The following is a 24,671-nucleotide window of genomic DNA, read 5'->3' as shown; positions in this document are numbered from 1 at the left end:
GCTGCGGCAGGCGCGGTCATCTTATCTCATCGCCAAGCAAGCGCTCCTGCACCAGACGCACCGCGCCGCGCCCCCAGGAATAGTTGGCGCCCATGCGAAGCCCGCTGTCGCCCGTGGCGATGACGGCTCCAGTCTTGGCATCGCGGAGCTGGAAGCGGATCGTGTATTCGGTGCGGCTGATCCGCCCGACCACGCCGATCAGCGACTGGTCCGCACCCAGCTCCTGGGCGAGCCGCAGTTCGCAGTCAGCGCAGCCGTTCTGCGGCTTTGCCGCAGCATTCACCTCGACGAGCCGATAGCGGCCGGATCGATCGAGGAGCTGGCGAACGGCTTCGGTCGCGTCAGTCAGGCCCTTGAGATCGGACTCCGTCTCGGCGACTGCCCCGGCCGCAGCGCTGGTGTCCTCCAGCGTGAACGGCAGCAGCGCAAGCCGGAGCGGTGCTGGCGCAGTGGCAACCGCATCGCGGATCTCACGGGAGACGAAGGTCTCGGCCCGCTCCCACGCCTCGTCGTTGTCGCCGCGGAACGTGAACAGCTTCTCGAAGATCACGCGGTTGGATGCGACATCGATCGCGGCGGCGCGGGCCCACTGCACCAGCGTGCTCATCTTCTGAATACTGCCGATGACGACGACCTGGGCTCCGGCCTCGCGAGCGATGCGACGAAGCTGGTCCGGCGAGGTGTCGGCGGAAAGACAGGACGGTGCACAGGACGGATCGCGCAAATGGAGGCGCTGGTCGGCGGCAACGTCGCGGTGGAGTGCGGCGATGAAGGCCTGCAGCCGCCGCTGATGGACGGCGCTCTGATCGGTCGGCTCGCCGGATGTATCGAGATAGCTGAAATCTCCCACCACGACGGCCGGAACAGGAGCGGACTGCGGCTCCGCCCCGGCCGGGCGGAAGCCCGGTGCAAATATCAGGCTCGCAATCGCGAGATGGCGCAGCAGGCGTGAATGGCTGATCATGAGAGCTCCTTCCGAATTGCTGGTCCGCCGGGCAGAGGCGAGAAGCATCGGCAAGCTAGGGGCGCGGTCCGCGGCCCGAAACGGCGCGCATCCCGGTCGGGAGCGGGAAAATTTCACGACGTCAGGTCGCTGCGCCCGGCCGTCCTTTTCGCCGCATCGTTTCTGCCGTTAAATGCCACGGCGGCGCATGCCGTGAAGCAAGCCCCACGCGCGAGGCCTCGACGATGTGGACCTTCGCCAACAGCGATCTGAAATACCGCCTGACCTTGCGGATATCGGCCGTCTCGGCGCTGTGCTTTGCAGCAATCTCCGCAGTCGTCCTGTATGACATCGACCGGTCCGTTCGCACTGAGCTCGGCGACATTGCCGACATCACGGCCAGGACGCTGCAATTGCAGCTCAGCAAGACGCATTGGGTCAACAATCCGCCGTCGACCTTTCCCGACCTCGACAGCATCGCCGCCCCGGTGATGAGGCCGGGCCTGTGCATCGCCTACCGCGCAGGCAACGGCCAGATGGTTCAGCAGTTCTGCGGCGGAGCGCAAACCGCGGCCGATCCGCCGCGCGCCTTTGCCGTCTTGCATCGCACGATCTTCGATCCGGGACAGGAGACCGCAAGACCTGTGCTATCGCGCGACCGGCGGGTCGGCGAGGCCGTAGCCTGGATCGATCCCTCCATCGTGACCGCGGAGGCATGGCGCGACCTCAGTCGGCTGCTGCCCGTGCTCGCGGGTGCGCTCGTGCTGCTCTGCCTGCTGACCTATGCGGCGCTGGCGCGGGCGCTACGGCCGACGCGGCTGATCCATGCAGGGATCGAGCGGATCGCCGCGGGCGACCTGACGGCGCGGCTGCCGCCGTTCGATCTTGCCGAGCTGTCGGCGATCCGCGACGCCTTCAACCAGCTTGCCGAAAACCTCACGGCGGCCATCGCAGAGCGCAACGCGCTGACGCGGCGGCTGATCGCATTGCAGGACGACGAGCGCCGCCATCTTGCCCGCGAGCTCCACGACGAGTTCGGCCAGTCTCTCGCCGCCATCCGCGCGCTGGCCTCCGCTGCCGGCCAGAGCGCCGCCCAGACCTGTCCCGAACTGTCGTCCGAATGCGACAGCATCGCGCGAACGGCGACCGGCATGATGACCGCGCTGCGCGGCGCGCTGTTTCGGCTGCGGCCGCCCGATATCGATGAACTTGGACTGGCCGCAAGCCTCGAAGGCCTGGTCGCGGGTTGGAGCAAACGCCAGTGCGGGCGGACGCGCTTCGAGATCAGCCTTTCGGGGGCTGTCGACAGCTTGCCCAGCACGATCGGCCTGAACCTCTATCGCATCGCGCAGGAGGCGCTGACCAATGCGGCAAGGCACGCCGACGCCAAGCGGGTGCTGCTGCAGCTGATATTGCAGGAGCCAGACGACGCGGCCGCAACGATCGAGCTCACGGTCGAGGATGACGGCCGTTCTGCCGATCCGCCCGGCAAGCCGGGAATGGGGCTGCTCGGCATGCGCGAACGCGTGGCGGCGCTGGGCGGGCAATTGAATTTCGAGGCGAGGGCAACCGGCGGCACGCGCCTGCTTGTCGCCATCCCCTTCGCCGCGCGCAGCGAGCCTTTGCGCGACGAGCGCGCGGCCGCGGAGTGCGCCGCGTGAGCATCTCCGAGGCGACCATCCTGCTGGTCGACGATCATGCGGTCGTGCGCGAAGGCTACCGGTCGGTGCTGCAGAAACAGCCGGGCTTGCGGGTGGTCGCCGAAGCCTCCGACGGCGCGGAAGCCTACCGGCTGTTCAAGGAAGCGAAGCCGGATCTCGTCATCATGGATCTCAGCATGCGGGAGGTCGGCGGCATCGAAGCGATCCGCCGCATCCGGCAATGGGACCGCAATGCCAGGATCCTGGTGTTCACCATGCATGAGAATGCCGGCTTCGCCGTGCAGGCCATTCGTGCCGGCGCCAAGGGCTATGTGACCAAGAGCAGCCCGCCGGAAGTGCTGGTGCAGGCGGCGCGCGACGTGCTCGCCGGACGCGTGGCCGTCAGCCCGGACATCTCTCATGAGCTCGCGCTCGGCAGGCTCGCGGGCGAGACTTCGGCCGCCGACGTGTTGACGGCGCGCGAATTCGAGGTGCTGCAGATGCTGCTGGCGGAACGGACCACGGACGAGATCGCAGACGCGCTCCATCTCAGTCCGAAGACGGTCGCCAATCTGCATTCGATCATCAAGGACAAGCTCGGCGTCGGATCGGATATCGAGCTCGTCAGGCTGGCGCTCCGGCAAGGCCTGCTCTCGCAGCCCCTGCCGCCGGCCTGACCTCGAGCTGCACCGAACTACATGCCGGGCTCGATCGGCTTCTCGATCGCACCGCCGCTCTCGGCCCAGTCCTTGAACGCGCCGACGTTGTAGACCTTGTCGTAGCCGAGATCCTTCAGCGTCTTGCCCGATAGCGCCGAACGGCCGCCCGAGGCGCAATACAGAATCACGGTCTTGTCCTTGGCAAAGTTCTTGTCGTGATAGGGCGAGTCGGGATCGGCGCGGAATTCCAGCATGCCGCGCGACACGTGCACCGCGCCGGCAACCTTGCCGCTCTTCTCGACCTCCGGCGCATCGCGCACATCGACCACGAGCGTGTTGCCCTTGGCGATCATCGCCTGCGCTTCGCCAGGTGTGATCTTGGGGACTGCGGCATTAGCCGCCTCCAGCATCTGCTTGACCGTCGTTGACATTTCGGGACCTCCAGCGATGAGCGGAGATTATGCCCGCGATCTGCGGCGTCGGTCGTCAAAACTAGCTTATGTCCATATAATGGACATATACGATAATTCTTATCAGCTATGTAGACAGATGATGTGAAATGTCCCATTCATATGGACATGTCTACCCTCACCGATCCCCGGCCGAGTGCCGTTCGCCCCCTCCCCGTCGATGCCATGCTCGCCGACAGCGCCGGCGACGCCGCCTTTGCCACCACGCTCGCCAAAGGGCTGATGGTGCTGGAGGCGTTCAAGGCGGGGTCACCCGTGCTCGGCAACATGGAGATCGCCGCACGCACCGGCATCCCGCGCCCCACGGTGGCGCGGCTGACGCACACGCTGGCCGAGCTCGGCTATCTCGACTACGACGCCGACCGCGCCCGGTATCGCGTCGGCATCCGCGCGCTGCGGATCGCCCACCCGTTGCTCGCCGACATGCCTTTCCGCCAGAGCGCGCGGCCCCTGATGCAGGAGGTGGCGCAGAGCGTGCGCGGCACCGTGTCGATCGGGCTGCTCGACGGCACCTCCATGATCTATGTCGAGACGGCCCGCTCGGGCGATGTCGGGCCGCATGTGCCCGATATCGGCATGCCGATCCCGGTCGTCGGCACCGCGATGGGCCGCGCCGCCGCATCCCTGCTGCCGGCGCGCGATGCCGCACGGCTCGAACAGCAGCTCGATGCGTCCGACGCGGAGCAATGGTCGGCCTACCGTGACGCCTATCGCGCCGGCATCGCGCAATGCGCCGAGCGCGGCTTCTGCACCTGCTTCGGCGAATACATGGCCGCGATCCACGCCGTGGCGGTGCCGCTGTTTCAGGCCGCCAACACGACGCGATGCTACTCGATCAATTGCGGCATTCCCGCCTTCCGCCTGCAGCCCGGGCAGCTCGAGGCCGAAATCGGCCCGCGCATCCGGGCACTCGCCGCCAGCATCCGCGCCCAGATGAACGAGCGGGAGCCGACGCTCGCCGCGCAGGACGCAAAACTCAGGAAATGAGCGGCAGGACACGCCGGACCAGGAGGCCGAGGTGAGCGGGCCGCTTGAAGGATTGAAGGTTCTCGACATCGCGACCATCGTCGCCGCGCCCTTGTCGCAACGGCTGCTCGCCCGCGGCGTCTCCAGCCGCATCTCGCGCGGCGTGCTCACCTGCTGCTGCGTGATGCTGGCGGGCGTGGCGATGATGCTGCTGTCGAAATCGACCGGCGAGCTCGTGCAGATTCCGCTGGTGATGGTCGCTTTCGCCGTCGGCAGTGTCACCTATGCGCTCGGACCGCCATTGATCGGCGAGATCAGCCCTGTGCACCAGCGCGGCGCCATGCTCGGCATCTGCAACGGCACCTTCACGCTGGCCGGCCTGATCGCGCCCTGGCTGATGGGCCATATCGTCGATATCGGCGCCAATCCGGCCCAGGGCTTTCGCGACGGCTTCATGTTTGCGGGCCTGCTGATCGTCGCCGGCGGCGCGCTGGCGATGGTCATCATCAATCCGAAGGACGACCTCAGGCGCTTTGCGCGGCGCGAGCGCGCAGCTGTCGGCAGCGGCGTGCCGGCACTTCAGTCGTAGCGCTGGGCTGCACGTTGGCGAAGCCGGCATCAAGGCCGAAACAAATACAAGAAGAAGGGAGACACCTCATGAGGATCAGCCTTAGGATCAGCCTTGCAAACCTGATCACGGCCAGCGCACTTGTCTGGGCCACGTTCTGTTCGTCTGCGGCCGCGGAGAAGACATACGACACCGGCGCCAGCGACACCGAGATCAAGGTCGGCCAGACCATCCCGGCGAGCGGCCCTGCGTCGGCCTATGCGACGATCGCCAAGGCGCAAGCCGCCTATATCAAGATGATCAACGACCAGGGTGGCGTGAACGGCCGCAAGATCAACCTGATCCAGTACGACGATGCCTATTCGCCGCCGAAGACGGTCGAGCAGGTGCGCCGGCTGGTCGAAGGCGACGAGGTGCTGCTGACGTTCCAGATCATCGGCACCGCGCCGAATGTCGCGGTGCAGAAATATCTGAACGGCAAGAAGGTGCCGCAGCTGTTTGCGGCCACCGGTGCCGCGCGCTTCACTGATCCCAAGCACTTTCCCTGGACGATGGGCTTCAATCCCTCCTACCTGGTCGAAGGCCGCATCTACGGCCAGTACATTCTGAAGACCTATCCCAACGCCAAGATCGGCGTGCTCTATCAGAACGACGATCTCGGCAAGGACTATCTCGCGGGACTGAAGGCGGGGCTCGGCGACAAGGCCGCCAAGATGATCGTCGCCGAGACCTCCTATGAGATCACCGAGCCCACCATCGACTCGCAGATCCTCAAGCTGAAGGATGCCGGCGCGGACCTGTTGTTCAGCGCCTCGACCCCGAAGCAGGCGGCCCAAGCCATCAAGAAGGTCGCCGAGCTCGGCTGGCATCCGGTGCACATCGTCGACATCAATGCCAACTCCTTGACCGCCACGCTGAAGCCGGCGGGGCCGGAGAACGCCAAGGGTCTGATCAGCGTCAACTACGTCAAGGACCCGCTCGAGCAGACGTTCAAGAACGATCCCGGCGTGCAGCGCTATCTCGACTTCATGGCGAAGTATTATCCCGACGGCGACAAGGGCTCGAACTTCAACGTCTACGGCTACATCACCGCCGAGCTTCTGGTTCAGGTGCTGAAGCAGTGCGGTGACGATCTCACCCGCGAGAACGTGTTGAAGCAGGCCACGCATCTCGACCACGTCCAGCTCGACCTGCTGCTGCCGGGCATCACCATCTCGACCTCGCCAACCGACTATCGCGTCAACAAGCAGCTGCAGATGATCCAGTTCGACGGCGAGCGCTGGCAGAACATCGGCGGCATCATCACCGACGAAGCGCCGGAGTAGAGCGAGCCGCTGCGGAAGCAGGGCCACGGCATATGGCCGTGGCGCCTCGGGCCTCATGGTTCGAGACGCGCGGTTTCGCCGCGCCCTCACCATGAGGGTCTATCGGCCGCAAAATGGGCCCTCGTCCTGAGGAGCTCGCCGCAGGCGAGCGTCTCGAAGGACGGCCGCAGAAGAGATCGTCGGTCGAGTTCGTCCCATATGCGATAGCCTTGCTGCGGAAGGGACGGTCGAGAGGTCGTCCCCTTCCGCATTCCCTCGCCTCGCGCTCAGCGGGCGTTCTGCCCCGCGACATTCCTAAGCCTGGAAGTTCTTGCCGCCGCGCTGCGGTAACGTTCACGCATTCGTTAAGTTAAACTTATAAGTCTAGCTGTACAATTTGACTCCGGTAGCCTATTTGCTGCCCCCATGAACCGCGCCCCAGGGGATGCCGTCCCCGGCCCGCGCGCCTCGGCGCTTGCAGCCGAGCTGCGCGGGTTGATCGGCAAATTGAAACGCAGGCTGCGTGAGCAGGCCAATGTCGGCGACCTGACGGTCTCGCAGATCGCCGTGCTGCTGCGGCTCGAAAAGGACGGCCCGGCGACGGCGTCGCAACTCGCGCGCGCCGAGGGCATGCGCGCCCAGTCGATGGGTCCGATCGTCGCTGCGCTCGAGGCAGCGGGTCTGGTGAAGGGCGCGCCGGACCCAAGTGACGGACGGCAGACCATCATCGCACTGACGGACCAGTGCCTGGACAGGATCAGAGAGGGACGCGCGGCGCGGCAGGACTGGCTGTCACGCACGATCGACCAGCGCCTCTCCGCTGAGGAACAGGAGCAGCTGCGCGCAGCCATCGCGCTACTCAAGCGGCTGATCGACGACTGATGGCGCTTGCGCGCAATCGAGGCGCGGCAATTGAAGGACACACCATGGCGCTCACGACGCTCGATTCCAACACCGCTCTCATCGTCGTCGATCTGCAGAAGGGCCTCGTCGGACTTCCCTGCGTTCATCCAATCAATGAGATCGTGGAGCACGCCCGTGTGCTGGCCGATGCGTTCCGCGCACGTGCCCTCCCGGTCGTGCTCATCAACGTCGCCGGAAGTGCACCAGGCCGCACCGAGCAGCCGCGCCGTATCGATGCACTCCCGGAAGGATGGACCGAACTCCTCCCCGAGCTGAACCGGCAACCGAACGATATCGTGGTGACCAAGCGCACATGGGGCGCCTTCGCGAGCACCGATCTCGAACGGCAGCTGAAGGCACGCAATGTCACGCAGGTCGTGGTGGCCGGTGTCGCCACCGGCACCGGCGTGGAGTCGACCGCGCGGCAGGCCTATGAGCAGGGCTTCAACGTCACGCTCGCCCTCGATGCCATGACCGACACGCGCGCCGAAGCGCATGAGTACAGCACGACACAGGTCTTTCCGCGACTAGGCGAGACCGGAACGACCCGAGAGATCATTGGACTCCTGAACACGAGGACGGCCTGACATGACCTTGCTGCATCTGGTTTCCTATTTCTTCGGCGGCGCCTTCCTCAGCAATGCCGTGCCGCACTTCGTCAGCGGCGTGACGGGCATGCCATTCCAGACGCCGTTCGCATCGCCGCCGGGGCGCGGCCTCTCCACCTCGACGCTGAACGTGCTCTGGGGCTTTCTCAACCTTGTCGTCTTCTATCTGCTGGTCTGCCGGGTCGGCGATTTCGGACTGCGGCATACGGCTGACGCGCTTGCGCTGGGCTTCGGCATGCTGGTGATGGCTCTCTATGCGGCGCGGCACTTCGGCTCCCTCCACGGCGGCGATCTGCGGGAGCGCCCATGAGGCGCGCTGCGGCGGACATGTTCCGTTCGCTGCGCAGCCGCAACTATCGCGTCTGGACCGCCGGCGCCTTCATCTCCAATGTCGGCACCTGGATGCAGCGGACCGCGCAAAGCTGGCTGGTGCTGGTCCAGCTCACCGACCGCAACGCTTCGGCGGTCGGCATCGTGATGGCGCTGCAGTTCGGACCGCAGCTTCTGCTATTGCCCTGGACCGGCTACGCAGCCGATCACTTCAACCAGCGCAAGCTCCTGATGGCGACACAGGCGACGATGGGCGCATTGGCGCTCGCGCTCGGCCTGCTCACCGTCGGCGGCGTGGTCCAGCTGTGGCATGTCTACGGCTTCGCCTTCCTGTTCGGCTGCGCGGCCGCCTTCGATGCGCCAGTGCGCCAGACCTTCGTCGGCGAACTGGTCGGCGATGCCGACCTGCCCAACGCGGTGGCGCTCAATTCGACCTCGTTCAACGCCGCCCGCATGATCGGACCGGCGATCGCAGGCATCGTCATTGCAGCCGCCGGCACCGGCTGGGCCTTCCTGATCAACGGCGCCTCCTTCGCCGCCGTGCTGGCTTCGCTGTCTCTGCTGCGCAGTTCCGAACTGCGCAGCCATGCCCGCGCCCCTCGCGACCAGGGCAGCCTCGGGAGCAGGCTGACCGGCGGCCTGCGCTATGTGTGGTCGCGCGCCGACCTCAAGGCGGTCCTGATCATGCTGTTCCTGATCGGCACCTTCGGCCTGAACTTCCAGATCTTCATCGCGACCATGGCGACCCGGGTTTTCCATGCCGATGCCCGCGGCTATGGTTTGCTGTCATCGGTGATGGCGGTCGGCACCGTCGCGGGAGCTCTGCTAGGCGCTGCGCGGGCGCGGCCGAACTTCGCCGCGCTGCTCGTCGGCGCCCTGCTGTTCGGGCTGGGCTGCAGCTTCGCCGCGCTCGCGCCGACCTACTGGATGTTCGCAGCCGCCCTGGTGCTGATCGGCCTGGCCGCGCTGACCTTCACCAACACCACCAACAGCCTGATGCAACTTTCGACCGCACCCGCGATGCGCGGGCGGGTGATGGCGCTCCGCGTCGGTGTCGCCCTCGGCGGCACCCCGATCGGGGCGCCGATCGTCGGCTGGATCGCGGACCAGTTCGGGCCACGCTGGGCGCTCGGCGTCGGCGCGGCATCCGGCTTCGCCGCCGCGATCGTCGCCGTCACCACCATGATGCGACGCGATCATCTGCCGCACGAGGACATGTTGAGCGGCGGCCACGTGCGACGCTGACCGCCTGCGTCGCTCCAGCAATCTCAGCGTTGGGCTTCCTCACGATCGGACTCGTCCGCGATCAGATGAAACTCGCGCCCCAGCCGGCGCTGCACGCTCAGCACGGCGCGATCGACATCGCTGATCAGGCTGTCCCCGAGCACGACCTGCGGAATCTGCCAATTGCGCCCCTCGCGGACATGCGGCAGCAGCGTCACCGCACGAACCTGCGCGGTCTCGCATCCCGGCTCGCTGCGGATCGCGTCCTCGACCAGCCGGGTCAACTCCGCCGGCGTCTTGCCGATCGTCGCCATCAGGATTGGCCTCCCGGAATCAGACGCACGCCGAGACCGCAAGCAGCTGGCCATCTGAAGCCGGCGTGATGATGGTCGACGTCCCGAAACACCTTCCGCCCGGCGCCCGATACAAAACAAACACGCCCGCGTCTCGGGCGCACCCGACCGACACAAGAATGTGCATTAAAGCACAATTCTATCAAGCTCCGATCTGGAGCGGGCGATATTCCGATCAAGGAAGAAGATGAAGAAGCCGGGCTTGCTGCTTGTTCCTGCAGGCGGTTTGCCGACAGAGCGCGCCATCGAGCAAGCCTTGCGAAGATTGCGGATCAGCTCCCAATCCTTGGCCGCCTCAGCTTTCGGAACGCCTCACAGCCCGTATCATCGGCGGCTGACACATCACGTGAAGCACTGCATCCGACATCGAAAACAAAGCTAGCCCGCCCGGCTTAATTTTCCGTCTCCATTAGCCCGGGTTTCTACGGAGCTTCGATCCGGCGACGGTTAGTTCGGTCCGCAAAACGCAGATGGCCGGGCAAGAGCGACAACGCACTCTGCCCGGCCATCGAGGTCAGCATCGCCCGCCTGAAAGCGCGTCCAGGCGATCTGGCGCCCGCGAGCTTAGTTCTTGCTCTTGTCGACCAGCGCGCCCTTCTTGATCCAGGGCATCATGTCGCGGAGGCGAGCGCCGACTTCCTCGATCGGGTGCTGAGCGAGCTTGGCGCGGGTCGCCTTGAACGAGGTCTGGTTGACCTTGTTCTCCAGCATCCAGTCGCGCGCGAAGCGGCCGGACTGGATGTCGTCGAGCACCTTCTTCATCTCCTTCTTGGTCTCGGCCGTGACGATGCGCGGTCCCGTGACATATTCGCCGTATTCGGCGGTGTTGGAGATCGAGTAGTTCATGTTGGCGATGCCACCTTCATAGATCAGGTCGACGATCAGCTTCACCTCGTGCAGGCACTCGAAATACGCCATCTCCGGCGCGTAGCCGGCCTCGGTCAGCGTCTCGTAGCCGGCCTTGATCAGCTCGACCAGGCCGCCGCAGAGCACGGCCTGCTCGCCGAACAGGTCGGTCTCGCATTCCTCCTTGAACGTGGTCTCGATGATGCCGGCGCGGCCGCCGCCGATCGCCGACGCATAGGACAGGCCGAGATCATGCGCGTTGCCGGAGGAATCCTTGGCGATCGCGATCAGGCAGGGCACGCCGCCGCCGCGCTGATATTCCGAACGCACGGTGTGGCCGGGGCCCTTCGGCGCGATCATCAGCACGTCGAGATCCGCCCGTGGATCAAGAAGATTGAAGTGCACGTTGAGGCCGTGGGCGAAGACGAGCGCGGCGCCCTTCTTCATGTTGTCGTGCAGGTGCTCGCGATAGATGTCGCCTTGCAGCTCGTCCGGGGTCAGCATCATGACGAGGTCGGCCCATTTGGCGGCCTCGGCGACTTCCATCACCTTGAAGCCGGCGGCTTCCGCCTTCTTGGCCGATGCGGAGCCCTTGCGCAGCGCGATCGCGACCTCCTTGACGCCGGAATCCTTCAGGTTCAGCGCATGGGCGTGGCCCTGGCTGCCATAGCCGACGATGACGACCTTCTTGCCCTTGATCAGGTTCAGATCGGCGTCGCGATCGTAGTAAACACGCATTGTCGTTTCCTCTTTGAGATGGCCGGAATTGGCTGGAAAGTCAGACGCTTGGGTGAGGCACGGGCGGCTGCGCCCGGACGAAATCCGGCCCGTGTCTAGAGCATTTTGGGCCGGCTTGGAAACCCCGATCTCGCATGGTGGAGGCGCCCCTCATGCGTCCATGAACACGGGGTAGAGCGAGGCAAGCAGCAGCACGGCCATGACGATGTTGAAGGCCCGCACGGCACGTTCGGAGCTCAAGAGCGGCCGCAGCGCAGTCCCGAACAGGGTCCAGGTGATGGTCGAGCCGATGCCCATGGCGAGGCTGATCGCGGTCTGGATCAGGATGTTGAACGGAAAGCGCGCGATCGCGGCGTAGGCCGTGATGGTGCCGATCACCATCACCCAGCCCTTGGCATTGACCCATTGGAAGATCGCCGCGCCCCAGAATGTCATGGGACCGCGCGAACTGCTCGCGCCCGCCTCGACCCGCCCTGACAGCGCGATCGCGATGGCGAGGTAGATCAGATAGGCGGCGCCAAGATATTTCAGGATGGTCTGCAGCACGGGATAGGCGATGAACACGGTGCCGAGCCCGAAGCCGACCGCGGCAACCATAAAGGCGAAGCCGAAAGTGATGCCCGCCATGTGCGGCACCGTGCGGCGAAAGCCGAACGTGACCCCGGAGGACAACAGCATGACGTTGTTCGGCCCCGGCGTGAAGAACATCACCAGCGCGAAGATCACGAAGGCAAACAGCAATTGTTGCGACATGGCGCTCAGCCCTGCCCCACTGGCTTCTGCAAGAGATAGGTCCCGTGCAGCGGCGCGTGATAGTCGGCAGACACGAGCCTGAAGCCGGCTTCTATCAGCAGCCGCTCCATCACCCAGGCGAAGGTCGAGTTCTCGTCGCGCATATGCGCGATGACGCTGTCGCGCGAGAAATCATGGTTCTTGATGTTGAAATCGGCCCATTGCTCGACCGAGCGCTCGGCGCCATCGGGCGCGCTGACATAGACGATGTCGCGCAGGTAGAAATGGGCCCCGGGCTTCAGCGCGGCGAAGATCCGCGACAGCGCCACCGCCTTCCAGAAATCGGGCAGGTGATGCAGCGTGAACTCGCTGACGATCAGATCGTAGCTTTCCGGCGCATAAGCGAACGAGAGCAAACCCGCGGATTGCGGCCGCACAGTTGCACGCCGGTCGCGGGCGTAGAGCTTGGCCAGCGCCAGCATCGCAGGCGAAATATCGATGGCGTCGACCTCGGCCCCCATCAGCGCAGCCTCGCAGGCGAGCACGCCGTTGCCGCACCCGATATCGGCCACGCGCCAGCCGGGCTTGACCCCGAGCATCGTCAGCGCCGCGCGGGCGCGCAGGTCGGCATCGTCGGCCGATCCGTAGATCGAGGCGACGGCATGGTCCAGACCGATCCGGCTTCCCTCGTTATAGTACCAGTCGCGCGCCAGCATGGTTCACATCCCCTCAGGTCCCCGCCCGATCGCAGCCACACCCGTCCGCGACACCTCGACCAGCCCGAGCGGGCGCATCAGGTCGATGAACTGATTGATCTTGCCGGTGTTGCCGGTGATCTCGAACACGAAGCTTTCGGTGGTGGCGTCGATCACCCGGGCCCGGAACGCATCCGCGAGCCGCAGCGCCTCGACGCGGGCATCGCCCGTGCCGTGCACCTTGACCATCGCAAGCTCGCGCTCGATGGCGCGGCCCGACAGCGTCATGTCGACGACGCGGTAGACCGGGATCATGCGATCGAGCTGGTGCTTGATCTGCTCGATCACCATCGGCGTTCCGGTGGTGACGATAGTGATGCGCGAGAGATGCTTCTGGCTCTCGGTCTCCGAGACCGTGAGGCTCTCGATGTTGTAGCCGCGCCCCGAGAACAGGCCGATGACGCGCGCCAGCACGCCGGGCTCGTTCTGCACCAGGATCGCAAGCGTGTGCGTCTCGTTCGGATCCTGACGGTCTTCGATGAAATAGGCCGATGCGGGCTGTGTCATGATTGTCCCCGTGTCTCGCGTCCGTCATGGCCGGGCTTGTCCCGGCCATCCACGTCTTAATAGAGAAGGCGCGCTTTCCTGGATGCCCGAGTCAAGCCCGGGCATGACGACAGTATTTGTGGCAGGCCGAATGCCCTCATGAATGTGCCCCTCACACCAGCGCCTTGCCGCTGGCGAAAAAGGCGGCCGGATCAGAGGCTTCCGTGGGCAGGATCATCTCGTTATGCGCCTTGCCGGAGGGGATCATCGGGAAGCAGTTTTCCAGCGCGGCGACGCGGCAGTCGAACAGCACCGGCTTCTTGACCGAGATCATCTCCTTGATGGCACCGTCGAGATCGGCAGGCTTAGAGACCTGCAGCCCGACGCCGCCATAGGCTTCCGCGAGCTTGACGAAATCCGGCAGCGCCTCGGAGTAGGAATGCGACAGCCGGTTGCCGTGCAGCAGCTGCTGCCACTGCCGCACCATGCCCATGTAGCTGTTGTTGAGGATGAAGATCTTGACCGGCAGATCGAACTGCACGGCGGTCGACATCTCCTGCATCGTCATCTGCACCGAGGCGTCGCCTCCGATGTCGATGACGAGGCTGTCGGGATGGGCGACCTGCACGCCGATCGCGGCCGGCAGGCCGTAGCCCATGGTCCCGAGACCGCCCGACGTCATCCAGCGGTGCGGCTCCTCGAAGCCGTAGAACTGCGCCGCCCACATCTGGTGCTGTCCGACCTCGGTGGTGATGTAGGTGTCGCGCCCGCGCGTCAGCTCGAACAGCCGCTGGATCGCATATTGCGGCATGATGACCTCGCGGTTGGCCCTGTAGGCCAGCGAGTTGCGCGCGCGCCAGGCGGCGATCTCGCCCCACCACTCCTTGATGTCGGGCTTCTTCGCTTCCGCCTTGAACACCTGCAGGATATCGCCGAGCACGTCGCCGCAATCGCCGATGATCGGGACGTCGACGCGGATGTTCTTGTTGATCGAGGACGGATCGATGTCGATGTGGATCTTCTTCGAGCCCGGCGAGAACGCGTCGGTGCGGCCGGTGATGCGGTCGTCGAAGCGCGCACCGACGCACAGCATGACGTCGCAATCATGCATCGCCATGTTGGCCTCGTAGGTGCCATGCATGCCGAGCATGCCGAGCCAGTTCTTGCCCGACGCGGGATAAGCGCCGAGTCCCATCAGCGTCGAGGTGATCGGAACGCCGGTGACTTCGACCAGCTCGCGCAGCAGCTTCGAGGCTTCCGGCCCCGAATTGATGACGCCGCCGCCGGAATAGATGATCGGGCGCTTGGCCGAGGCGAGCAGCGCCACCGCCTTCCTGATCTGCATCGCATCGCCCTTGAGGCGCGGTGCGTAGGAGACGTGAACGTCGGACTTGCGCGGCGGATGATAGGTGCCGGTGGCGAACTGCACGTCCTTCGGCACGTCGACGACGACCGGCCCCGGCCGGCCTGAGGTCGCGACATAGAACGCCTCGTGCAGGACCTTGGCGAGATCGTTGACGTTGCGGACCAGCCAATTGTGCTTGGTGCAGGGCCTCGTGATGCCGACCGTGTCGCATTCCTGGAACGCGTCGTTGCCGATCAGATGCGTGGGCACCTGCCCGGTGATGCAGACCAACGGAATCGAATCCATCAACGCATCCGCCAGCGGCGTCACCATGTTGGTGGCGCCGGGGCCGGAGGTCACCAGCACCACGCCGGGCTTGCCGGTCGAGCGCGCATAGCCTTCGGCCGCGTGGCCGGCGCCCTGCTCGTGGCGGACCAGGATGTGCTGGACCTCGCTCTGCTGGAAGATCTCGTCATAGATCGGAAGCACCGCGCCGCCGGGATAGCCGAAGATGTGCTGCACGCCGTGATCGATGAGCGCGCGCACGATCATGGCGGCGCCGGTCATCTGGTTCGGATCGTGGCTCTTGTCGGTCATGGCTGGCTCCGGATCGCTGTCTTGTACGGCTTTCGAGGTATCCTGGTGGTCGGTCGGCTTCGTGGTCGTTCGGGCAATAAAAAAGGGCCCCTGGAGGCCCTGCGCACCGCTCGGATTTCAGATGGCCGCTAGCCATCCCCGGCGGTGCGCCTGGATACGACGGCGATAAGGAGAATGGTAATAAAGTTGCGCATGATGCCGAGCGGACTTCCCAAAGGTTGCGCGAACATAGCCCGAGATGCCTCAATGTCAAGGCGAAGCAGGGCTACCCGCGCGATTTTGTCAGGTTAACGCGGTTTGAGCGGTTCGGCGAGAGGGAATTTAGTCAGCTGTCACCCCAGGGCGACGCGCCACCGTCGAACCCGACTCTTGAGATTGCTGCTCCCGGTGGTTGGCCGAACCGACAGCCTGCTCAGACGTCTAGGTCTCGGGTTGGCGTTCCGCGCTCCCGGAAGGACAAGGGATCGCGCCACCATCGGGCAGCACCGATCGCCGATCACTCCCAAGGATTGATCAACCCCAGTCCCAATCCGTCGAAGTCGCCGACGTTACGTGTAGCAAGCTGAAGTCCATAGGCCGATGCGATGCCGGCGATCTGAAGGTCCGCGAGCTTCTTTGGAACTTGGTGCAGTGCATGTCCTTGCGCACGCGCCTGCGCCAACAGCAGTGCGGCCGATTGGGCGGCAGCAGCGTCGAACGCGTATACGCGCGTTCCGAAGCGGCGGATCGCCCTGCCGATAGCGTTCTGAAGCTTGTCTTTTCGCCGTCCGTCACTCAGCCACGCCAGCCCGGCGCCAAGCTCGAAGATCGTAATGCTTGAAATAGCAGTGTTCGAAAAATTTGCGTCGAGCCAGCCGATGACTTGTGGTGCCGGCGCCAGTTTCAGCACCTCCGAGATGACGTTGGTGTCCAGGAGGATCATTCGAACGAAACTGGCCGAACAGGCGCTGACCGAATCAGCTCAAGCGCCTCGTCAAGGTCGACACCTGGTCTCGAAATCGCAAAGAGCCACTTGCCAAACGGCTCTGCGTCATCAGGGGATTCCGCTTCCTCGCGGGCCAGCTTTTCGAGCGTCTCGCGCAGGTCAGCTTCCAGGCTCTTGCCGCGCCGTTCGGCGCGAAGCCGCAGCAGCTCCTTCGTCGCCTCGTCCACTTTGCGGATCAGGATATCGGCCATTCGAACCTCAGACGTAGATGATATCACGATATCATCTCATCATCAATGCCGAGACAGAGACCCTCGCCTCTTCCGGCGTCATCCACTGGAACTCCGGCAGCTGGTGCCGGAACCAGGTGAATTGGCGCTTGGCATAATGACGGGTGTCGGCCTTGCCGATCGCCGCGGCCTCCTCCAGCGTCAGCTCTCCCTTCAGGTAACGGATCAGCGCCGGCACGCCATGCGCCTTCATCGCCGGCAACAGCGGATCGAGGCCACGCGCAGCCAAAGCCTCGACCTCCGCGATCGCGCCCGCCTTCAGCATGATGTCGAACCGTGCATCGATCCGCGCATAGAGCGCGTCGCGCTCGGGCGCCAGGAACAACGCTTGATACTCACCTTCCCGCAAGAGCGGCGGCTGGGCCTGATCATGCCAGTCGGCCAGCGGCCGGCCGGTGGCCTCGATCACTTCGAGCGCGCGGGCAATGCGGGTGCGATCGCGCGGTTTCAGCCGTTCGGCCGCTTCGGGATCGCGCCGCGCCAGTTCCGCGTGCAGCGCCTCGACGCCATCGCGATCGAGCCGCGCGCGCACGGCGTCACGGATCTGCTCGGGCACCGGCGGCACCTGCGACAAACCGCGCGTCAATGCCTTGAAATAGAGGCCGGTGCCGCCGACGAAGATCGGCCGCCGCCCCGCGCCGCGCGCCTCGTCCAGCACCTTTGCGGCATCCGCGACATAAAGTCCGGCCGAATAGTTCACGCTGGCATCGACATGGCCATACAGCCGATGCGGCACGCGCGCTTCTTCCTCGCGCGTCGGCCTCGCCGTCAAGACGCGGAGGTCGCGATAGACCTGCATCGAATCGGTGTTGATGACGACGCCGCCGTTTTTTTCCGCAAGCTCGAGCGCGAGCGCCGACTTGCCGCTGGCGGTCGGGCCTGCGATAAGCACGGCTTTGTTGTCAGTCTCCGAAGTCACCTCAAGAAAACCCTAGATGTCTCTCGTCGCCACCTTCATCTGCAATCCGGCCGATCCGGCACTCGATACCACGATTGTCGAGGCCTTCCTCGCCGTCCTGCCCTCGCCTGGCACCCCGCAATGGCTGTTCGACGAGGTCGCCATCGATATCCCGTTCGGCGGTGAGGGCGAGGTTCACGCGATCGAGGCTCGCCTGCGCGACCTGCGCGGCGACATGCCGATCGACATCGTCGTGCAGCCTGCCGCGTTCCGGCGCAAGAAGCTTTTTCTCGCCGACATGGATTCCACCATGATCGGCCAGGAATGCATCGACGAGCTCGCCGATTTCGCCGGGCTGAAGCCACGCGTCGCCGCCATCACCGAACGCGCGATGCGCGGCGAGATCGCCTTCGAGCCGGCGCTGCGCGAACGCGTCGCACTGCTGAAAGACTTGCCGGTCAGCGTGGTCGACGAGGTGCTGAAGAAACGGATCGTGGCGACGCCGGGCGGCCGCGAGCTCGTGATGACGATGCGCGCGCACGGTGCCTATACCTGCCTGATCTCGGGCGGCTTCACCTTGTTCACCAACGCGATCGCAGCCAAGCTCGGCTTCCAGGAGAACCGCGCCAATGAGCTGGTGATCGACGGCGGCAAGTTCGCTGGCGAAGTGCGCGAGCCCATCATTGGCCGCGCCGCCAAGCTCGCCACCCTGCTCGAACTGCGCGAGTCGTTCGATCTCGACGAGATCGACACGCTGGCGGTGGGCGACGGCGCCAACGATCTCGGCATGATCGAGGCGGCCGGCCTCGGCGTTGCCTATCACGCCAAGCCCGCAGTCTCGGCGGCGGCGAGCGCGCGCATCGACCATGGCGACCTCACCGCGCTGCTCTACGCGCAAGGCTACAAGCGCGACGAATTCGTGGATTGATCAGCCGACGTGGGATGTGAACTGGCCGCTCGCCAAGACGGAGCGTGCTCCCAAGTCACAGGAGCTGGCATTGACCACGATAGTCAAGATTCGGGCCACTGATCAGCTCATGTCCGCGGTATATGCCTTGCGACGGCAAGTGTTCGTCATTGAACAAGGTGTCCCCGAAGACCTTGAAGTCGATGAGAACGACAAGGCCGCCACTCATCTTGCGGCACTTTCTGACGGCCACGTCATTGGAACGCTGCGCATTGTGCGCCATGAACGCACGGCGCAGATCGGCAGGATGGCGGTATCGGCACATTCACGGAAAAAAGGGATTGGACGAGAGTTGATGGAGTTCGCCGCGGCCGCGGCTTCCCGCGACGGCGCCCAGGAAATCATCCTAGCCGCGCAATTCACGGCACGTGAGTTTTATAAGCAGCTTGGATACATCGAAGAAGGAGCGGTCTTCGACGAAGCAGGCATCTCCCACGTGATGATGCGCAAGAGGCTTCGGCCTTGAGCTCCACCGTAACCGGATCGCACGCGCGGATCCCGCGTGGTTAATGGAGTGAATCGAGCGACAATGATCACGGCTTGCAATCGCGTCATTGGCCGATCGAATTGAACAGGTACCAAACTGCCTTTTGCTGCACTGCAAAAAAATCGTTGTCAAAAGAGCTCTTATGAGTTAGAAGGGATGCACGTTTAGGGAGCGGCCAAGGAAGGCGGAATGCGATTGCGGATCACGCGATCGACCAATCGCCAACCATAGGACCAGCTTCCATGACCTTCGCCAAACATCTCCTCCCCGGCGCACTCGTTGCTTTCGCTGTCCTGCACGGCGCTGCCGCAGTTGCAGCCGAACTCCCCACCTACGACGTCTCGTCGTTTCCGGCCACGCCGCTCCAGCTCACCGTAGTCGGTGCCTCTGCCGCCGACGAGCAGGCCCCCGTTGCGACGCTGACCCGCGCCAACATGCCGGCCACCCCTGTCCAGCTTTCGGTGCTCACGCCGCATCACCGCAGCGCCGCGGCTGCAACCGTCACCACGGTCGGCGCCGCACGCAACTAATCAACACCTGCTTCTCGATCTGAAGTCCGTGTATCGATTTCGCCACACGCGAATCATGGACTTCAGATCGGCGGTAAGGAGTGAAATGGTCACGACCAGCGCCGGAACACGATGCTGGCGTTGACCCCACCAAAGCCGAACCCATTCGAGATCGCATGGTCCATTCTCATGGGCCGAGCTTCGCCGCCGACGATATCCACGCCTTCGGCCGCCGCGTCGGGCGTATCAAGATTACGGGTCGGAGGCGCGACCTGATCGCGCAGCGCCAGAACGGTGTAGATCGATTCCACTCCGCCGGCAGCCCCAAGCAGATGGCCGGTCGCCGATTTGGTGGCGCTCACGGCAATGCGCCCGTCACGTCCGAACACCGACTTGATCGCTTCAAGTTCGCTGCTATCGCCGGACGGCGTCGAGCTCGAATGGGCATTGAGATGCTGGACATCCGCCGGCGCGAGCCCAGCTTGCCGCAGTGCGAACTCCATCGCCCGACGCGCGCCTTCGCCATCCTCGGGCCCGGACGTGATGTGAAAAGCGTCAGCCGTCGTGCCGTAGCCAACGATCTCGGCGATCGGCTCGGCTCCGCGCGCCTGAGCGCTCGCCAAATCCTCGATCACCAGGATGCCCGCGCCTTCCCCCATGACGAAGCCATCCCGATCCTTGTCGAACGGCCGCGACGCGCGCTCTGGTGCGTCGTTGAAGTGGGTCGATAGTGCACGAGCGGCGGCGAAGCCTCCCAGGCTGACCGGGTGGATGCATGCTTCTGCGCCACCGCACACCGCGATGTCGGCTTCGCCTGATCGGATCAGGCGTGCGGCGTCTCCAATCGCCTGCACGCCCGCCGCGCACGCCGTCACCGGCGTTCCGATGGGCCCCTTGAATCCATGCCGAATGCTGACATGACCAGAGGCGAGATTGGGCAGGAACGACGGTACGGTGAACGGCGATAACCTGTGTACGCCCCGCTGCTCGGTCGTCCTGACTGCCTCGGCGATAGCCGGAAATCCACCGATGCCCGAAGCGATGATCGTCGCCGTTCGCTCGGCCGCGTGCGCGTCAGCGGGAGCCCACCCGGCCTGTGCGATCGCCTCGGCGGCAGCGGCCAACGCGAAAAGTATGAACCGATCCATCCTGCGCTGGTCCTTGGGCGGGATCGCACGGTCGGCGTCGAAGCCGCCTTCGGCATCCTCAACCTTGCTGGGTACGATCCCGGCGACCTTAGCCGGCAGCGCCGCGGCCCAGGCGGGCAACGAGCGAAGCCCTGATCGGCCGGCGAGGAGGCGCGACCACGCGAGTTCGACACCGCATCCCAAAGGGGACACCACACCCAAGCCGGTGACGACGATCCGACGCATGCTGTTTCCCTACTATGTTGGCGAAGACGACGTTGGCGATGACGACGCGTCCGCGCGCAGCGCCCTGATCGAGGCAAGACGACTGCGCATGCCTGTGCTTGCGCGTGGACCGGGGAGCAGCACGGCATTCGCCGGCGTGATCGGCGTCTTGCTGCGGGCGTCCGCCACGATCGGATCGAGCGTGCGTCCGGTTTTGCGATCGGCCAGCACGACCGATTTGCCTTCGGGGGCCAGGTGCTTGTTTCCCCACGCGAACATCGCCACCACGACCGGGAAGAAGTCTCGGCCCTTGGCGGTGAGGATGTACTCGTATCTGGGCGGACGTTCATTATAGAGCCGTCGCTCGAACAAGCCGGCCTCGGTCAGATGCGCAAGGCGCCGTGACAGGATGTTGGAGGCGATGCCCAGGCTGTTCTGAAACTCGTCGAAGCGCGTGAATCCCTGGAAGGCATCGCGCAAAATCAGAATGCTCCACCACTCGCCGACGCACTCGACTGCGCGTGCGGCCGGACATTCCGCAAGTGTGAACTCCTTCGACTGCATGCGCGAAGCTTAGCCTAGTAACTTTCATTTTGCAAGTTAGTTACGAGAACGGACAGCACCTAATATGCGCTATTGCGCAAATGCGCATTAGCGCATATTATGGATGGATGTTGAACACCGTTTCAATTCTGGCTGCCCTTGCCGAACCGACCCGCCTCGCCGCGCTGCGCATCCTGTGGGATGGCGGCGAGCACTGTGTCTGCGAGCTCATGACCAGGCTCGGCGCGAGTCAGTCGCGCATGAGCCGGCATATGTCCGCCCTGAAAGCCGTCGGTCTCGTGATCGATCGGCGCGACGCACAGTGGGTTCGATACCACCTCAGCCCCGAATTGACGCCGGACGAGCGCGCGATCCTCGCCGCGGTCATGGCGACCGTCCCGGAGCCGGCAAGGAGGGCAGCATGAGGATTGAGCTTTCGGCTGAGCCGGCGCGCACGGCTTCATCGCTGATGTGGGCCGCGGGGACGGTGGCGGCGATCGGCCTCTGGTTCGCGATCTACTGGCAATTGGAAGACTTCTCGGCGCGGGTCGTTTCGTCGCTGCCGATCACGCCCGGCAGTCATCTGGACGAAGCGGCGCGCTTCTTCGTGTTCGACGCGCCAAAAGTCCTGATGCTGCTGACGCTGGTCGTTTTCGGCATGGGTGTCGTGCGCAGCTTCTTTTCACCGGAGCGCACGCGCGCGCTGCTTGCCGGCGAGCGCCAGGGCCTCGGCAATGTTGCTGCCGCAATCCTCGGCGTTTTCACCCCGTTCTGCTCCTGCTCGGCCGTCCCGCTGTTCGTCGGCTTCGTGTCGGCTGGCGTGCCGCTCGGCGTCACCTTCTCGTTCCTGATTTCCGCACCCATGGTGAATGAGGTCGCGCTCGGCCTGTTGTTCGCGCTCGTCGGCTGGAAGGTGGCCGCGATCTATCTTGGTTTTGGTCTGGCCGTCGCGATCGTTGCAGGATGGATCATCGGACACCTCCACCTCGAAGGCTGGCTCGAGGATTGGGTCCGCAACGTGCGTGCCGGCGAAACGGATCTGCCGCCGGATGCTCAAACGGTCGTCGACCGAATTCAGGCCGGCCTCGAGGCGGTGCGCGACATCGTCGGACGTGTCTGGCTCTGGATCGTTGTCGGCATCGCCGCCGGCGCGTTCATTCACGGCTATGTCCCGAACGATCTGCTCGCCTCGATCATGGGCAAGGGGCGGTGGTGGTCCGTGCCGGCAGTCGTGCTGATCGGCGTGCCCATGTACTCGAATGCCGCGGGGATCATTCCGGTGGTGGAAGCGCTGCTTGGAAAGGGCGCGGCGCTCGGGACCGTGCTCGCGTTCATGATGAGCGTGATCGCGCTTTCGTTCCCCGAAATGCTCATCCTGCGCAAAGTGCTGAAGCTGCGGCTGATCGCCGTCTTTGTCGGCGTCGTCGCCACCGGCATCGTCGCAGTCGGCTATCTCTTCAACGCCCTGTTCTCCTGAAAGGACAAACCCATGAAGAACGTGAAAATTCTAGGCTCCGGTTGCAAGCGCTGCGTCCAGACCGCCGAAATGGCTTCGGCCGAAGCAAAGAGGCTCGGCATCGAGATCGAGCTCGAAAAGATGACGGACTTCGCCGAGATTGCGAAGTTCGGGATCGCCTCAACCCCGGGTGTCGTGATCGACGGCAAGGTTGTTCATGCCGGTGGCCTGCCGAAGCCCCAAGACATGGCGAAATGGCTGGGGGCGTAATGGCAGCGCGTTCTTCATGCAACCTTGCTTCGATTAGTTGTTCCTGTTCTAACGTTCGCAAATAGGCCCGCCGGTGATCCGAACGTCCAAATGGGACATGGACCTCCTCGACCACGCCGCCGGGGATCGTTCGAAAGAGTATGGCCTATCGCTGACCGATACCGGAGGAAGCCGGGTTGCCTGACACGACGCCACAGTTGGACGAAGCCTCTTTCCGACCGATCGATCAGGCGAAGCTCCTGGAGCCCCAGCGATCCTCGCATCCTCCGCGTATCCTGCTGCTGTATGGATCGCTTCGGCAGCGCTCGTTCAGTCGGCTCCTGACCGAAGAAGCCGCGCGGATCCTGGCTCGCTACGGCGCGGCGACACGGACCTTCAACCCACGCGGACTGCCATTGGTGGATGACGCCGAGCCCGATCATCCGAAGGTTCGGGAGTTGCTGGATCTCGTGACCTGGTGCGAAGGCATGGTCTGGTGCTCGCCCGAGCGGCACGGCGCAGTGACTGGCGTGATGAAAACCCAGATCGACTGGATCCCTCTGTCGCTCGGAGCCGTGCGACCGACGCAAGGGAAGACACTCGCCGTCATGCAGGTCAGCGGCGGTTCGCAGTCGTTCAACGCGGTCAATCAGCTGCGCGTGCTCGGTCGCTGGATGCGCCTGATCACCATCCCGAACCAGTCGTCGGTCCCCAAAGCCTTCATGGAATTCGACGGTGCCGATCGCATGAAGCCGTCGGCCTATTACGACCGCCTCGTCGACGTGATGGAAGAGCTGACCAAGTTCACGCTTCTGACACGCGACCGGGCCGACTATCTGGTCGATCGCTATTCCGAGCGCAAGGAAAGTGCGGAAGAACTGTCAAGGCGGGTCAATCAAACCTCCATTTGAGTCGCGTGGCCGAAAACGGGTCGCGCCTAAAAGCCAATTTCAGCAGGGATTTCAATCTGATTTGCCCTGTCCAGTCCGGCGGCAACAAAATAAATCGCTTTCTCTTTTTCAGAAATTGAGCTCTACTCCATCCATCCCGCCTCGAGCAGAGGGACGTTGCGCGCGATCGTCACGACACGTGAGGCGGGGATGCGGTGGACGTGACCGCCTTGGCGCGTGATCTTCACGCGGACGAACGAGGCGGATGCGGACGTGAAGTCGCGTGGTCCCGGCGCCCCGACGCTGGCGCTAAGTTCGCAGGTGATGATTCTGCTGACGACGGTGGCTAACAAGCCCGGCACACCGAGGAGATCGCGATATATGCGTTAAAACCGCCGCGCGGGGAATGCCGGTTGATCGGCTGCACCTGTGGTGACTGCCGCCTGCTTTTTTCTGCAGGCGGGCCATGGGTGAGGCCTTCACCCGGCATTCCCCGCGCCCTCTCGATTTTCGAAAGGGCATGTCGTTCGCAGAACTCGGGCGTGATCCGCCGCGGGAATGCGATGTCGTGTCCGCCGTTGTTTGAGATGTGAATCTGGTCAGAGATGGTGGGTGCGGTGCTCACCTGAAATACGGTG

Annotated in this window: 29 protein-coding genes; 16 read left to right on the top strand and 13 right to left on the bottom strand. The window is 64.4% G+C overall.

Annotated elements, in window-relative coordinates; genetic code table 11:
- Positions 1–16: 16 nt before the first annotated feature.
- The gene (locus QX071_RS10710; RefSeq protein WP_315700850.1) at positions 17–964 is read right to left on the bottom strand and encodes a DUF2380 domain-containing protein; all 948 of its coding nucleotides are present in this window, start codon (positions 962–964) and stop codon (positions 17–19) included.
- Positions 965–1,188: 224 nt separating this feature from the next.
- Here QX071_RS10710 and QX071_RS10705 point away from each other — a divergent pair, with 224 nt between their 5' ends.
- Together QX071_RS10705 and QX071_RS10700 are read left to right on the top strand one after the other, a co-directional pair.
- A complete protein-coding gene (locus tag QX071_RS10705) occupies positions 1,189–2,604 on the top strand; it encodes a HAMP domain-containing sensor histidine kinase (RefSeq protein WP_315700851.1) in 1,416 nt (471 codons plus the stop codon).
- Positions 2,601–3,260 carry a response regulator transcription factor gene (locus QX071_RS10700; protein ID WP_315700852.1) on the top strand — a complete coding sequence of 220 codons (660 nt, stop codon included), beginning with the start codon at positions 2,601–2,603 and terminating at the stop codon, positions 3,258–3,260. The genes QX071_RS10705 and QX071_RS10700 overlap by 4 nt, the downstream gene beginning before the upstream one ends.
- Positions 3,261–3,277: 17 nt before the next feature.
- Here QX071_RS10700 and QX071_RS10695 read toward each other — a convergent pair whose 3' ends face one another.
- A complete protein-coding gene (locus QX071_RS10695; RefSeq protein WP_315700853.1) occupies positions 3,278–3,673 on the bottom strand; it encodes a rhodanese-like domain-containing protein in 396 nt (131 codons plus the stop codon).
- A gap of 147 nt (positions 3,674–3,820) precedes the next feature.
- Here QX071_RS10695 and QX071_RS10690 point away from each other — a divergent pair, with 147 nt between their 5' ends.
- The 7 genes from QX071_RS10690 to QX071_RS10660 all read left to right on the top strand — a co-directional run bounded on the left by QX071_RS10690 (position 3,821) and on the right by QX071_RS10660 (position 9,636).
- Entirely contained in the window at positions 3,821–4,699 is an 879-nt protein-coding gene (locus QX071_RS10690; RefSeq protein ID WP_315700854.1) for an IclR family transcriptional regulator, read from the top strand.
- A gap of 31 nt (positions 4,700–4,730) precedes the next feature.
- Positions 4,731–5,267, top strand: coding sequence for an MFS transporter (locus tag QX071_RS10685; protein WP_315700855.1), 537 nt, complete (start codon positions 4,731–4,733; stop codon positions 5,265–5,267).
- Positions 5,268–5,335: 68 nt separating this feature from the next.
- Complete coding sequence (locus QX071_RS10680) at positions 5,336–6,571, top strand: ABC transporter substrate-binding protein (RefSeq protein WP_315700856.1); 1,236 nt, start codon at positions 5,336–5,338, stop codon at positions 6,569–6,571.
- Between the two features lie 405 nt (positions 6,572–6,976).
- Positions 6,977–7,432 carry a MarR family winged helix-turn-helix transcriptional regulator gene (locus QX071_RS10675; RefSeq protein ID WP_315700857.1) on the top strand — a complete coding sequence of 152 codons (456 nt, stop codon included), beginning with the start codon at positions 6,977–6,979 and terminating at the stop codon, positions 7,430–7,432.
- A gap of 44 nt (positions 7,433–7,476) precedes the next feature.
- Entirely contained in the window at positions 7,477–8,040 is a 564-nt protein-coding gene (locus tag QX071_RS10670) for an isochorismatase family protein (RefSeq protein ID WP_315700858.1), read from the top strand.
- Position 8,041: 1 nt separating this feature from the next.
- A complete protein-coding gene (locus QX071_RS10665) occupies positions 8,042–8,371 on the top strand; it encodes a hypothetical protein (RefSeq protein WP_315700859.1) in 330 nt (109 codons plus the stop codon).
- Positions 8,368–9,636, top strand: coding sequence for an MFS transporter (locus QX071_RS10660; protein ID WP_315700860.1), 1,269 nt, complete (start codon positions 8,368–8,370; stop codon positions 9,634–9,636). The genes QX071_RS10665 and QX071_RS10660 overlap by 4 nt, the downstream gene beginning before the upstream one ends.
- Before the next feature lie 23 nt (positions 9,637–9,659).
- Here the strand turns inward: QX071_RS10660 and QX071_RS10655 are convergent, their stop codons facing one another.
- The 9 genes from QX071_RS10655 to miaA all read right to left on the bottom strand — a co-directional run bounded on the left by QX071_RS10655 (position 9,660) and on the right by miaA (position 17,601).
- Positions 9,660–9,929 (bottom strand): hypothetical protein, encoded by a 270-nt coding sequence (locus QX071_RS10655; RefSeq protein ID WP_315700861.1) that lies wholly within the window; start codon positions 9,927–9,929, stop codon positions 9,660–9,662.
- Positions 9,930–10,532: 603 nt separating this feature from the next.
- A complete protein-coding gene (gene ilvC, locus QX071_RS10650; protein ID WP_315700862.1) occupies positions 10,533–11,552 on the bottom strand; it encodes a ketol-acid reductoisomerase in 1,020 nt (339 codons plus the stop codon).
- A 150-nt stretch (positions 11,553–11,702) separates the two neighbouring features.
- Positions 11,703–12,305, bottom strand: coding sequence for a LysE family translocator (locus QX071_RS10645; RefSeq protein WP_315700863.1), 603 nt, complete (start codon positions 12,303–12,305; stop codon positions 11,703–11,705).
- Positions 12,306–12,310: 5 nt separating this feature from the next.
- Positions 12,311–13,000 (bottom strand): class I SAM-dependent methyltransferase, encoded by a 690-nt coding sequence (locus tag QX071_RS10640; protein ID WP_315700864.1) that lies wholly within the window; start codon positions 12,998–13,000, stop codon positions 12,311–12,313.
- A 3-nt stretch (positions 13,001–13,003) separates the two neighbouring features.
- Complete coding sequence (gene ilvN, locus QX071_RS10635) at positions 13,004–13,546, bottom strand: acetolactate synthase small subunit (RefSeq protein ID WP_315700865.1); 543 nt, start codon at positions 13,544–13,546, stop codon at positions 13,004–13,006.
- Positions 13,547–13,697: 151 nt separating this feature from the next.
- On the bottom strand, positions 13,698–15,467 hold the full coding sequence (locus QX071_RS10630; protein WP_315700866.1) for an acetolactate synthase 3 large subunit: 1,770 nt from the start codon (positions 15,465–15,467) through the stop codon (positions 13,698–13,700).
- Between the two features lie 496 nt (positions 15,468–15,963).
- Positions 15,964–16,389 carry a PIN domain-containing protein gene (locus QX071_RS10625; protein WP_315700867.1) on the bottom strand — a complete coding sequence of 142 codons (426 nt, stop codon included), beginning with the start codon at positions 16,387–16,389 and terminating at the stop codon, positions 15,964–15,966.
- The gene (locus QX071_RS10620; protein ID WP_315700868.1) at positions 16,386–16,643 is read right to left on the bottom strand and encodes a FitA-like ribbon-helix-helix domain-containing protein; all 258 of its coding nucleotides are present in this window, start codon (positions 16,641–16,643) and stop codon (positions 16,386–16,388) included. Before QX071_RS10620 ends, QX071_RS10625 begins: the two co-directional genes overlap by 4 nt.
- A gap of 31 nt (positions 16,644–16,674) precedes the next feature.
- Positions 16,675–17,601, bottom strand: a complete 927-nt coding sequence (gene miaA / locus QX071_RS10615) for a tRNA (adenosine(37)-N6)-dimethylallyltransferase MiaA (protein ID WP_315700869.1) — start codon at positions 17,599–17,601, stop codon at positions 16,675–16,677.
- Between the two features lie 16 nt (positions 17,602–17,617).
- Between miaA and serB the strand changes: the two genes are divergently transcribed.
- The 3 genes from serB to QX071_RS10600 all read left to right on the top strand — a co-directional run bounded on the left by serB (position 17,618) and on the right by QX071_RS10600 (position 19,564).
- On the top strand, positions 17,618–18,508 hold the full coding sequence (serB, locus tag QX071_RS10610; RefSeq protein WP_315700870.1) for a phosphoserine phosphatase SerB: 891 nt from the start codon (positions 17,618–17,620) through the stop codon (positions 18,506–18,508).
- Between the two features lie 70 nt (positions 18,509–18,578).
- Positions 18,579–19,013, top strand: coding sequence for a GNAT family N-acetyltransferase (locus tag QX071_RS10605; RefSeq protein WP_315700871.1), 435 nt, complete (start codon positions 18,579–18,581; stop codon positions 19,011–19,013).
- A gap of 263 nt (positions 19,014–19,276) precedes the next feature.
- A complete protein-coding gene (locus tag QX071_RS10600) occupies positions 19,277–19,564 on the top strand; it encodes a hypothetical protein (protein WP_315700872.1) in 288 nt (95 codons plus the stop codon).
- An 89-nt stretch (positions 19,565–19,653) separates the two neighbouring features.
- Here the strand turns inward: QX071_RS10600 and fabF are convergent, their stop codons facing one another.
- On the bottom strand, positions 19,654–20,916 hold the full coding sequence (gene fabF, locus QX071_RS10595) for a beta-ketoacyl-ACP synthase II (RefSeq protein WP_315700873.1): 1,263 nt from the start codon (positions 20,914–20,916) through the stop codon (positions 19,654–19,656).
- 12 nt (positions 20,917–20,928) lie between these two features.
- Positions 20,929–21,459: a helix-turn-helix domain-containing protein gene (locus QX071_RS10590; protein ID WP_315700874.1), complete on the bottom strand. Its 531-nt coding sequence runs from the start codon at positions 21,457–21,459 to the stop codon at positions 20,929–20,931.
- Positions 21,460–21,566: 107 nt separating this feature from the next.
- On the opposite strand from QX071_RS10590, the gene QX071_RS10585 reads away from it, so the two are divergent.
- The 4 genes from QX071_RS10585 to arsH all read left to right on the top strand — a co-directional run bounded on the left by QX071_RS10585 (position 21,567) and on the right by arsH (position 24,054).
- Positions 21,567–21,863: a metalloregulator ArsR/SmtB family transcription factor gene (locus tag QX071_RS10585; protein ID WP_315700875.1), complete on the top strand. Its 297-nt coding sequence runs from the start codon at positions 21,567–21,569 to the stop codon at positions 21,861–21,863.
- Positions 21,860–22,915 carry a permease gene (locus QX071_RS10580; RefSeq protein ID WP_315700876.1) on the top strand — a complete coding sequence of 352 codons (1,056 nt, stop codon included), beginning with the start codon at positions 21,860–21,862 and terminating at the stop codon, positions 22,913–22,915. The genes QX071_RS10585 and QX071_RS10580 overlap by 4 nt, the downstream gene beginning before the upstream one ends.
- 12 nt (positions 22,916–22,927) lie before the next feature.
- Positions 22,928–23,164 carry a thioredoxin family protein gene (locus QX071_RS10575; protein ID WP_315700877.1) on the top strand — a complete coding sequence of 79 codons (237 nt, stop codon included), beginning with the start codon at positions 22,928–22,930 and terminating at the stop codon, positions 23,162–23,164.
- A gap of 176 nt (positions 23,165–23,340) precedes the next feature.
- On the top strand, positions 23,341–24,054 hold the full coding sequence (arsH, locus tag QX071_RS10570) for an arsenical resistance protein ArsH (RefSeq protein ID WP_409997635.1): 714 nt from the start codon (positions 23,341–23,343) through the stop codon (positions 24,052–24,054).
- Positions 24,055–24,671 lie beyond the last annotated feature (617 nt).

Origin of the sequence: Bradyrhizobium sp. SZCCHNS1022, assembly GCF_032484835.1 — a bacterium.
In the GTDB taxonomy this organism is placed as follows: domain Bacteria; phylum Pseudomonadota; class Alphaproteobacteria; order Rhizobiales; family Xanthobacteraceae; genus Bradyrhizobium.
Note: the sequence above shows the minus strand (reverse complement) of the source record. Positions and strands in the feature narration are given on the sequence as shown.

Excerpts from the sequence above, each read along its gene's own strand:
- QX071_RS10710 (WP_315700850.1), bottom strand. The coding sequence starts at position 964 with ATGATCAGCCATTCACGCCTGCTGCGCCATCTCGCGATTGCGAGCCTG.
- QX071_RS10705 (WP_315700851.1), top strand. The coding sequence starts at position 1,189 with ATGTGGACCTTCGCCAACAGCGATCTGAAATACCGCCTGACCTTGCGG.
- QX071_RS10695 (WP_315700853.1), bottom strand. The coding sequence starts at position 3,673 with ATGTCAACGACGGTCAAGCAGATGCTGGAGGCGGCTAATGCCGCAGTC.
- QX071_RS10690 (WP_315700854.1), top strand. The coding sequence starts at position 3,821 with ATGTCTACCCTCACCGATCCCCGGCCGAGTGCCGTTCGCCCCCTCCCC.
- QX071_RS10680 (WP_315700856.1), top strand. The coding sequence starts at position 5,336 with ATGAGGATCAGCCTTAGGATCAGCCTTGCAAACCTGATCACGGCCAGC.
- QX071_RS10675 (WP_315700857.1), top strand. The coding sequence starts at position 6,977 with ATGAACCGCGCCCCAGGGGATGCCGTCCCCGGCCCGCGCGCCTCGGCG.
- QX071_RS10670 (WP_315700858.1), top strand. The coding sequence starts at position 7,477 with ATGGCGCTCACGACGCTCGATTCCAACACCGCTCTCATCGTCGTCGAT.
- QX071_RS10665 (WP_315700859.1), top strand. The coding sequence starts at position 8,042 with ATGACCTTGCTGCATCTGGTTTCCTATTTCTTCGGCGGCGCCTTCCTC.
- QX071_RS10660 (WP_315700860.1), top strand. The coding sequence starts at position 8,368 with ATGAGGCGCGCTGCGGCGGACATGTTCCGTTCGCTGCGCAGCCGCAAC.
- QX071_RS10655 (WP_315700861.1), bottom strand. The coding sequence starts at position 9,929 with ATGGCGACGATCGGCAAGACGCCGGCGGAGTTGACCCGGCTGGTCGAG.
- ilvC (WP_315700862.1), bottom strand. The coding sequence starts at position 11,552 with ATGCGTGTTTACTACGATCGCGACGCCGATCTGAACCTGATCAAGGGC.
- QX071_RS10645 (WP_315700863.1), bottom strand. The coding sequence starts at position 12,305 with ATGTCGCAACAATTGCTGTTTGCCTTCGTGATCTTCGCGCTGGTGATG.
- QX071_RS10640 (WP_315700864.1), bottom strand. The coding sequence starts at position 13,000 with ATGCTGGCGCGCGACTGGTACTATAACGAGGGAAGCCGGATCGGTCTG.
- ilvN (WP_315700865.1), bottom strand. The coding sequence starts at position 13,546 with ATGACACAGCCCGCATCGGCCTATTTCATCGAAGACCGTCAGGATCCG.
- QX071_RS10630 (WP_315700866.1), bottom strand. The coding sequence starts at position 15,467 with ATGACCGACAAGAGCCACGATCCGAACCAGATGACCGGCGCCGCCATG.
- QX071_RS10625 (WP_315700867.1), bottom strand. The coding sequence starts at position 16,389 with ATGATCCTCCTGGACACCAACGTCATCTCGGAGGTGCTGAAACTGGCG.
- QX071_RS10620 (WP_315700868.1), bottom strand. The coding sequence starts at position 16,643 with ATGGCCGATATCCTGATCCGCAAAGTGGACGAGGCGACGAAGGAGCTG.
- serB (WP_315700870.1), top strand. The coding sequence starts at position 17,618 with ATGTCTCTCGTCGCCACCTTCATCTGCAATCCGGCCGATCCGGCACTC.
- QX071_RS10600 (WP_315700872.1), top strand. The coding sequence starts at position 19,277 with ATGACCTTCGCCAAACATCTCCTCCCCGGCGCACTCGTTGCTTTCGCT.
- fabF (WP_315700873.1), bottom strand. The coding sequence starts at position 20,916 with ATGCGTCGGATCGTCGTCACCGGCTTGGGTGTGGTGTCCCCTTTGGGA.
- QX071_RS10590 (WP_315700874.1), bottom strand. The coding sequence starts at position 21,459 with ATGCAGTCGAAGGAGTTCACACTTGCGGAATGTCCGGCCGCACGCGCA.
- QX071_RS10585 (WP_315700875.1), top strand. The coding sequence starts at position 21,567 with ATGTTGAACACCGTTTCAATTCTGGCTGCCCTTGCCGAACCGACCCGC.
- QX071_RS10580 (WP_315700876.1), top strand. The coding sequence starts at position 21,860 with ATGAGGATTGAGCTTTCGGCTGAGCCGGCGCGCACGGCTTCATCGCTG.
- QX071_RS10575 (WP_315700877.1), top strand. The coding sequence starts at position 22,928 with ATGAAGAACGTGAAAATTCTAGGCTCCGGTTGCAAGCGCTGCGTCCAG.